The organism is Entomohabitans teleogrylli (assembly GCF_001484765.1).
GTDB classification, from domain to species: domain Bacteria; phylum Pseudomonadota; class Gammaproteobacteria; order Enterobacterales; family Enterobacteriaceae; genus Entomohabitans; species Entomohabitans teleogrylli.
In genome coordinates, this window is the sequence record NZ_LLXO01000065.1 from 1 (window position 1) to 7,874 (window position 7,874).

A 7,874-nucleotide genomic window follows, 5' to 3' on the forward strand; every position below is an offset into this window, starting at 1 on the left:
TTGCCCGGTGGTTAATTCGGTACAGCATGATACGGGTAATACTTATATTGTTAACTGGATGATTGATGCTATTGCACAGTACTGGGTATCAGCATCCGGGACCGATGGTGAGTGGGGGTTGTATTTGATCACGAACTATCAATACAGCGGCCATTATATCAATGGAGGAAACTGGAAACCGATCAAGACGATTAATCGTTCCGCTCCGCTGCCTGGAGGAGGTGGTGATAACTGTACTGTTAGTGCGTCACATTGCAATCACTCTGTGTATGGTCCGCGCTTTATGAACAAATTTAATTATGCAGGTAGTGAGAAAGTGGATATACCAACCAGTGCCACTAATTCCTGCATTGTATTTGGGATGCCCGTGCCCGTGCTTGGGGTGTTTGCGCCGGTGTTTCCCGGAACGGTATCGTACCCGGTTTGCGGGGCTGGGGGGATAAGTGTACCGGAACCGCCGCCGGATCCTGACTGGTGTGGTATGAGTACAGCTTCCCTGGACTATAATTTTGGTACGATGGCACCGGAGGATGTGGACGGTCAGTCAATAACAAAACCGGCCGTGATGACCTGCAATAAAGCCGGTGTGAGCTACAACCTGTATCTGCAAAATGTCTCCAGCGCCGGGCGCGATACTATCGATTTGGGGCTCGGGGTCAGCGCAACAGTGACGGTGCTTATCAATGGCGTTGAGCAGTCTTTGCAGAGCAACAGGGTCTCGACATCTGATATCAATCCCATGGATGTGAAGGTTACTCTGAACGGAACTCCGGGTGTTACCGGCACGCTTGGCGGGCAAAATGTCGGGATACTGGCGGTCAATTACTATTAACTTACTGCCGGACAGACAGAAAAAGCCCGTGAGTACAGTGACCACGGGCTTGCAGGTATTATTTAAAGGAAGTCGGGCCTGTCAGTTATTCAGTGACTTTTTTTTCCAGCGTTGCGGCGCCTTCTTTGGTTTTATTCCAGCCTTTCTCGGCCCCTTCTTTTGTGGCATTCCAGCCTTTCTCTGTGCCTTCTTTGGTTTTATGCCAGGCTTTTTGCGAGCCTTCGCTGACCTTACTGCTTACGCTGTCGCTTTTATCTTCAGCGGCGTGTTGAGATTTCAGTTTCAGTTCTTCGCCCTGGTTCTGCGCTTCATGGAGCTTTTCCTGAGCGGTATTGGCTCTTTCATGAGCGGCGGCGACGGTTTCGTCTGTGGCGTGTGTGGTTGCGGCAAATACAGGAGCGGCCAGCAGAAGTGCGGAGAATGCCATCATTGTTTTTTTCATCATGTCCTCATCAAACGTTAGTGAGTGTGTGAGCGTTAATCAGCATGGCATAGCCAATAATTAATGGCTTTAGGAATTAACTGTAAATGAATCATGGTGTTGGGAGTTCTCCAGAATTTAAATAAAATCATCGCCATTTTATAAGGAAGGTATGCCGGGGATTTTCACGGTTTTTTATCACGCGCTGCCGCTGATTCGCGGGATTAAGAGATGACTTAAGGCGGGTTTTGCGGGCTACAGCTCATAACCTTCACTGAGTAATTCCTCGCGCATCCAGTCAATAAATATTCTGACTTTATGCGTTCGTTCATTAATGTGCGGCATTACCAGATGGTGGGCGTTAATGGGATAGGTATATTGTTCCGCGAAAACTGATTTAAGAATACCCTGATTAATCAACTCGGTACCGAGCATGGAGCTTTCCAGGATGATGCCCAGCCCCATTTTGGCCGCTTCAAAGCTCATATAAGAACGGTCAAAACTGAGGTTATATCCATGCCTGTTGGTATTAATTTTGTGGTAAGAGAACCATCTTTCCCAGTTGGCCAGAGTCGAAGATGAGTGGATAAGATTATGATTGATAATCTCTTCAGGCCCGGAAAGCGGATGTTCAGCCAGGTATCGCGGGGAGGCCATCACCTGTAATCTTTCATTTTTTATCGTCAGTACTCTGTAACCATCCCAGGCGGCGATACCGTGGCGAATATCGATATCTATATTATCCCGGGAAAACTGCAGGTTTTCATAAGAGCAGGTGAGATTGATCAGGATCTCCGGGTGGCGTTTTCTGAAGTTACCCAATTTGCGGATTAGCCATAGAATCCCGAATGAAGGCGCTGAATGTACCCGCAGCACTTCACTGTGCGGTTCGTTGATCATCTTGTCAGAGACTCTGCCTATGATATTCAGCGCGCCGGAAATCTGGTGCAGATACTCTTCACCCGGCTGTGTCAGAGTGACCCCTTTGCCATTGCGAATGAATAATTTTCTGCCTAAAAAATCTTCCAGCGCCGCAATCTGATGGCTGACGGCGGAAGGCGTGATGTTGAGGTGCGTTGCGGCCGTATTAATACTCCCGGCGCTGGCGACTTCAACAAAGGCCTGCAGATTTTTTAATGAGGGCAAAGGTAATTTCTTAATAAAATCGTTGTGCATGTTGCCGGCCTTACACCAGAGACTTTTGTGCATGATAAAGAAATCGGCAGGCTATTTCCCTGCCAGGTTGAAAAGTGTGACAGCCAACACGAAAATAACCAGATAACCCGTGAACACCACTGAATGGTGATATTTATCACACTTCTGGTGTGATGGCGATAGTGTATTAAATTTCTTTCAGCATGAAATGAATTTTTTTGAATTCAAATCAAATTCTGGCGGGTTATAGTGAGTGGGTATTAAACGAAAGTGTATTTATATATAAAGTTGTTCATACATAGAGGTTTAAATAATGTCACGTATAGAACAAACCGTACCTTACCCGACTGCGAAAAAGACCAATTATCGATTTGTGGTGTTAACACTTATTTTCATCGTTTATGCGCTGAATTATGCCGATCGCACGAATATTGGCGCAGTATTGCCGTTTATTATTGAAGAGTTTCATATTAATAACTTTGAAGCCGGCGCGATTGCCAGTATGTTTTTCCTGGGTTATGCCCTGAGCCAGATCCCGGCAGGTTTTTTAATCGCCAAAAAGGGGACCCGCGCTCTGGTATCGCTTTCGATATTTGGTTTCTCAGCATTTACCTGGCTGATGGGCACAGCCTCATCGGTGCTCGGCCTGAAATTCATCCGCCTGGGACTGGGTTTAACGGAAGGGCCATGTCCGGTAGGGCTTGCGTCGACAATAAATAACTGGTTCCCAGCCAAAGAGAAGGCAACCGCCACCGGCGTCTATATTGCTTCAACCATGTTTGCCCCGATACTGGTGCCGCCGCTGGCGGTTTGGATTGCGGTCACCTGGGGATGGCGCTGGGTTTTCTTCTCATTTGCCATTCCCGGGATCGTTATCGCCCTGGTCTGGTATCTATTGGTGAAGTCGAAGCCCGCGGAATGTAAATTTGTTTCCCGGGAAGAGCTGGAATATATCAATTCTGATGCCGCGGAAGGCGACGCTAAAAGAAATAACATCGTTCTGGACAGTAAGTTTAGCGCGCTTGATAAGCTTATCCGGGTGCGGGATCTGGCGCCAATTACCACCGTCAAAGGCTTATTTACCTCAAGAAATATTCTTGGCGATTGCCTGGCCTATTTTATGATGGTCAGCGTGCTGTATGGGCTGTTGACGTGGATCCCCCTCTATCTGGTCAAAGAGAAGGGCTTCGATTTCATGAGCATGGGGCTGGTGGCCAGTATGCCCTGTATCGGCGGTTTTATCGGCGCGATTTTCGGCGGTTATGTTTCTGACAAGCTACTTGGCCGGCGCAGAAAACCCACCATGATTTTCACCGCTATCAGTACCATTCTGATGATGGTGATTATGCTGAATATTCCACAAAGTACCCTGGCTGTGTGTATTGGATTATTTTTTGTCGGGCTGTGTCTTAATATCGGATGGCCAGCTTTTACCGCCTATGGTATGGCGGCGTCAGACAGTAAAATATATCCCATTACGGCCTCGGTAATTAATACTGGCGGCAATCTTGGCGGTTTTGTTTCCCCGATGCTGGCCGGGTTTTTATTAGACCAGACGGGTAGCTTTAATACCGTGTTTACTTATTTTGGGATCTGCGCAGCCATTGGTCTGCTATCCATTATGATTATTGATGAACCTCGCTAGTTATATTTTATATAAGCGTATTTCCTGATTATCCTGTTAATAAATGGAGTCTGTTATGTTGTTAAAAGATAAAGTTGCCATTATTACTGGCGCTGCGTCCTCGCGCGGGCTGGGTTTTGCTACGGCAAAATTGTTTGCGGAAAATGGCGCTAAAGTTGCCATTATCGACCTGAATAATGACGCCAGCAAAGCGGCGGCCAAATTACTCGGAGATGAACATCTCGGTCTGGCGGCGAATGTCGCTGATGAGGCGCAGGTACAGGCGGCGGTAGAGCAAGTGGCGGCCAAATATGGTCGTGTCGACATCCTGGTGAATAACGCGGGTATTACCCAACCGCTTAAGCTGATGGATATTAAGCGCGAAAATTACGACGCGGTACTGGATGTGAGCCTGCGCGGAACCTTGCTGATGTCGCAGGCGGTGATCCCACTTATGCGCGCCCGGAAATCAGGCAGCATTGTCTGTATTTCTTCTGTTTCCGCTCAGCGCGGCGGCGGTATTTTCGGCGGCCCGCACTATAGCGCCGCAAAAGCCGGGGTTCTCGGGCTGGCGCGGGCGATGGCGCGTGAACTCGGTCCGGACAATGTGCGCGTCAACTGTATCACCCCCGGGTTAATTCAGACCGATATCACCGCCGGTAAACTGACCGACGAAATGACCGCCAGTATTCTCGCCGGTATTCCGATGAATCGTCTCGGCGATGCAATCGATATTGCGCGTGCGGCGCTATTTCTGGGCAGCGACCTTTCCTCTTACTCCACCGGGATCACCCTGGACGTTAACGGCGGCATGTTGATCCATTAAGCGAGGGCTGTGTGATGAGTACCAATGTATTACAGAAAGTTGGGGCAGCAGCGTGGCGTATCCGCCGCTATGCCCTGCGTATGGGGGAAGTTCAGGGGCAGGGCTATATTGGCCAGGCGTTGGGTTATGCCGATGTACTGGCGACTGCATTCAGCCACGCCATGACCTACCGCCCGGAGGAGCCGGAGTGGGAAGGCCGCGATCGTTTCCTGCTTTCCCATGGTCACTATGCCATTGCCTACTATGCGGCCCTGCTTGAGGCGGGAATTATTCCTGAGGATGAGCTGGAGACTTACGGTTCCGACGACAGCCGTCTGCCGATGTCGGGTATGGCGACTTATACACCGGCGATGGAAATGTCCGGCGGATCGCTGGGGCAGGGTTTGTCTATTGCCGTCGGGATGGCGCTGGGGTTGAAACAAAAACAGACCCCGGCGTGGGTGTATAACTCGATGTCAGACGGAGAACTGGATGAAGGCTCAACCTGGGAAGCGGCGATGTCGGCGGCGCATTATGGATTAACCAATCTGATCAATATCGTCGACGTTAATAAACAGCAGGCTGATGGGGATTCGCGCAAGATCCTCGGTTTCGAACCGCTGCACGAAAAATGGGCGGCTTTCGGCTGGTATGTCCAGCGTGTGGACGGTAACGATTTACAGGCGGTCATTGAGGCATTTGATAACGCGAAAAGTTATCGCGGTACCCAGCCGCGGGTGATTCTGTGCGATACCCTGATGGGCAAAGGCGTTCCGTTCCTTGAAACCCGCGATAAGAACCATTTTATTCGCGTCGATGCTGACGAATGGCAAAAAGCCATCGCGGTGCTGGATGCCCGGAAACCCGAAGGAGTGCAGTCATGAGCCAGACAACCCAGAAACCTCGTTTAAAAACCTCGGCGATGATTGCCTCTATCGCCGATGAAGGTCAGGCGACCGTCGCTGCTCCCTTTGGCGTCGCGTTATCGAAACTGGCGGCGGAGCGTTCGGAAATTGTTGGCATGACCGCCGACCTGTCGAAGTATACGGATATGCACATTTTTGCCCAGGCCTATCCGGAACGTTTTTTCCAGATGGGTATGGCGGAACAACTGCTGATGGGGGCCGCCGGCGGGATGGCGAAAGAGGGATTTATCCCGTTTGCCACGACCTATGCGGTTTTTGCCACGCGCCGGGCCTACGATTTTATTCACCAGGTGATTGCCGAAGAGCACCTGAACGTCAAAATCTGCGCTGCGCTGCCGGGGCTGACCACCGGTTACGGCCCGAGCCACCAGGCGACGGAAGATTTGGCGATAATGCGCGGTATCCCCGGGATGACGATTGTCGATCCCTGCGATGCCCTGGAGATAGAACAAGCGGTGCCGGCGATTGCCGATCATCACGGTCCGGTTTATATGCGTCTGCTGCGCGGTAAGGTGCCGCTGGTGCTGGATAAATATGATTATCAGTTCGAACTGGGGAAAGCGAAGTTGCTGGAAGAGGGCAACGATGTGCTGATTATTTCTTCCGGTTTGATGACCATGCGGGCGCTGGAGGCCGTGGAAAAACTGCGCGCCGATAACATCAGCGCGGCGGTATTGCATGTTCCGACCATCAAGCCGCTGGATGAGGAGACCATTGTGGCGCAGGCATCGAAGCCGGGCCGCCTGGTGGTCACCGCAGAAAACCATACCTGTATCGGTGGTCTGGGCGAAGCCGTCGCGGCACTGTTAATGCGTAAAGGCGTGCGCTGTGAATTAGATACTGTCGGGCTGCCTGACGAGTTCCTGCTGGCCGGCGCGCTGCCGACGCTCCATGACCGTTATGGTATTTCCACCGCCATGATGGTCGAAAAAATTAAACGCCGCCTTGGCTGAATCTTTTCGCCGCCCTGCTCAGCGGCGGCGTTTTTTTCCCTGTTTGAGGTTTCCATGTCGATTAATTCTATTGATGAATTAAACGTGCTGGTGGCGCGCGTCAAAAAGGCCCAGCGTGAATATGCCCGCTTCACTCAACAGCACGTTGATAAAATATTTCGCGCCGCCGCTCTGGCCGCTGCGGATGCCCGAATCCCGCTGGCTAAAATGGCGGTAGCCGAAACCGGCATGGGTATCATTGAAGATAAAGTGATTAAAAACCACTTCGCTTCTGAATATATCTACAACGCCTATAAAGATGAAAAAACCTGCGGCGTGCTGTCTGAAGACGACGCCTTCGGGACAATAACCATCGCTGAACCGATCGGTATCATCTGCGGTATCGTGCCGACCACTAACCCGACCTCCACGGCGATCTTTAAGGCGTTGATTAGCCTGAAGACCCGTAACGCCATCATCTTCTCTCCACACCCGCGCGCCAAAGACGCCACCAATAAAGCCGCGGATATCGTTCTGCAGGCGGCTATCGCAGCAGGCGCGCCGAAAGATCTTATCGGCTGGATCAGTCAACCTTCCGCTGAACTGTCCAACGCGCTGATGCACCATCCCGACATTAACTTGATTCTCGCCACCGGCGGCCCGGGGATGGTGAAAGCGGCATACAGCTCCGGTAAACCGGCGATCGGTGTCGGCGCGGGCAATACCCCGGTGGTTATCGACGAAACCGCCGATATCAAACGCGCGGTCGCCTCGATCCTGATGTCCAAGACTTTTGACAACGGGGTGATCTGCGCATCTGAACAGTCGGTGGTGGTGGTGGATGCGGTTTATGAGGCTACCCGGAAGAGGTTCGCCAGCCACGGCGGATATTTACTGCGGGGTAAAGAGCTTAAAGCGGTGTCGGCGCTGATTCTGAAAAACGGCGCGCTGAATGCGGCAATTGTGGGGCAGACTGCGGGGAAAATTGCCGAAATGGCGGGCATCTCCGTACCGCCGGGAACAAAGGTTCTGATCGGCGAGGTGAAAAATACCGATGAAAGTGAACCGTTCGCTCACGAAAAACTTTCCCCGACCCTGGCGCTGTACCGCGCGAAAGATTTTGCAGACGCGGTGGATAAAGCCGAAAAACTGGTGGCCATGGGCGGTATCGGCCATACC

Annotated in this window: 8 protein-coding genes; 6 read left to right on the forward strand and 2 right to left on the reverse strand. The window is 51.4% G+C overall.

The window, feature by feature from the left end:
• Positions 1 to 832 (forward strand): hypothetical protein (locus AQ981_RS27925; RefSeq protein ID WP_161969194.1); only part of this gene is annotated, 832 nt, incomplete at its 5' end.
• 85 nt (positions 833 to 917) lie between these two features.
• Here AQ981_RS27925 and AQ981_RS25030 read toward each other — a convergent pair.
• Together AQ981_RS25030 and AQ981_RS25035 are read right to left on the reverse strand one after the other, a co-directional pair.
• On the reverse strand, positions 918 to 1,274 hold the full coding sequence (locus AQ981_RS25030) for a hypothetical protein (RefSeq protein ID WP_058914475.1): 357 nt from the start codon (positions 1,272 to 1,274) through the stop codon (positions 918 to 920).
• 234 nt (positions 1,275 to 1,508) lie between these two features.
• The gene (locus AQ981_RS25035) at positions 1,509 to 2,429 is read right to left on the reverse strand and encodes a LysR substrate-binding domain-containing protein (protein ID WP_058914480.1); all 921 of its coding nucleotides are present in this window, start codon (positions 2,427 to 2,429) and stop codon (positions 1,509 to 1,511) included.
• Between the two features lie 292 nt (positions 2,430 to 2,721).
• On the opposite strand from AQ981_RS25035, the gene AQ981_RS25040 reads away from it, so the two are divergent.
• The 5 genes from AQ981_RS25040 to AQ981_RS25060 all read left to right on the forward strand — a co-directional run.
• Positions 2,722 to 4,053: an MFS transporter gene (locus AQ981_RS25040; RefSeq protein ID WP_058914476.1), complete on the forward strand. Its 1,332-nt coding sequence runs from the start codon at positions 2,722 to 2,724 to the stop codon at positions 4,051 to 4,053.
• A 55-nt stretch (positions 4,054 to 4,108) separates the two neighbouring features.
• The gene (locus AQ981_RS25045; protein WP_058914477.1) at positions 4,109 to 4,858 is read left to right on the forward strand and encodes an SDR family NAD(P)-dependent oxidoreductase; all 750 of its coding nucleotides are present in this window, start codon (positions 4,109 to 4,111) and stop codon (positions 4,856 to 4,858) included.
• Between the two features lie 14 nt (positions 4,859 to 4,872).
• Positions 4,873 to 5,721, forward strand: a complete 849-nt coding sequence (locus AQ981_RS25050; RefSeq protein WP_058914478.1) for a transketolase — start codon at positions 4,873 to 4,875, stop codon at positions 5,719 to 5,721.
• Positions 5,718 to 6,716: a transketolase family protein gene (locus AQ981_RS25055; protein WP_058914479.1), complete on the forward strand. Its 999-nt coding sequence runs from the start codon at positions 5,718 to 5,720 to the stop codon at positions 6,714 to 6,716. The genes AQ981_RS25050 and AQ981_RS25055 overlap by 4 nt, the downstream gene beginning before the upstream one ends.
• A 54-nt stretch (positions 6,717 to 6,770) precedes the next feature.
• On the forward strand, positions 6,771 to 7,874 hold a 1,104-nt coding region (locus tag AQ981_RS25060), incomplete at its 3' end, for an aldehyde dehydrogenase family protein (protein WP_121500741.1).

Excerpts from the sequence above, each read along its gene's own strand:
- AQ981_RS25030 (WP_058914475.1), bottom strand. The coding sequence starts at position 1,274 with ATGAAAAAAACAATGATGGCATTCTCCGCACTTCTGCTGGCCGCTCCT.
- AQ981_RS25035 (WP_058914480.1), bottom strand. The coding sequence starts at position 2,429 with ATGCACAACGATTTTATTAAGAAATTACCTTTGCCCTCATTAAAAAAT.
- AQ981_RS25040 (WP_058914476.1), top strand. The coding sequence starts at position 2,722 with ATGTCACGTATAGAACAAACCGTACCTTACCCGACTGCGAAAAAGACC.
- AQ981_RS25045 (WP_058914477.1), top strand. The coding sequence starts at position 4,109 with ATGTTGTTAAAAGATAAAGTTGCCATTATTACTGGCGCTGCGTCCTCG.
- AQ981_RS25050 (WP_058914478.1), top strand. The coding sequence starts at position 4,873 with ATGAGTACCAATGTATTACAGAAAGTTGGGGCAGCAGCGTGGCGTATC.
- AQ981_RS25055 (WP_058914479.1), top strand. The coding sequence starts at position 5,718 with ATGAGCCAGACAACCCAGAAACCTCGTTTAAAAACCTCGGCGATGATT.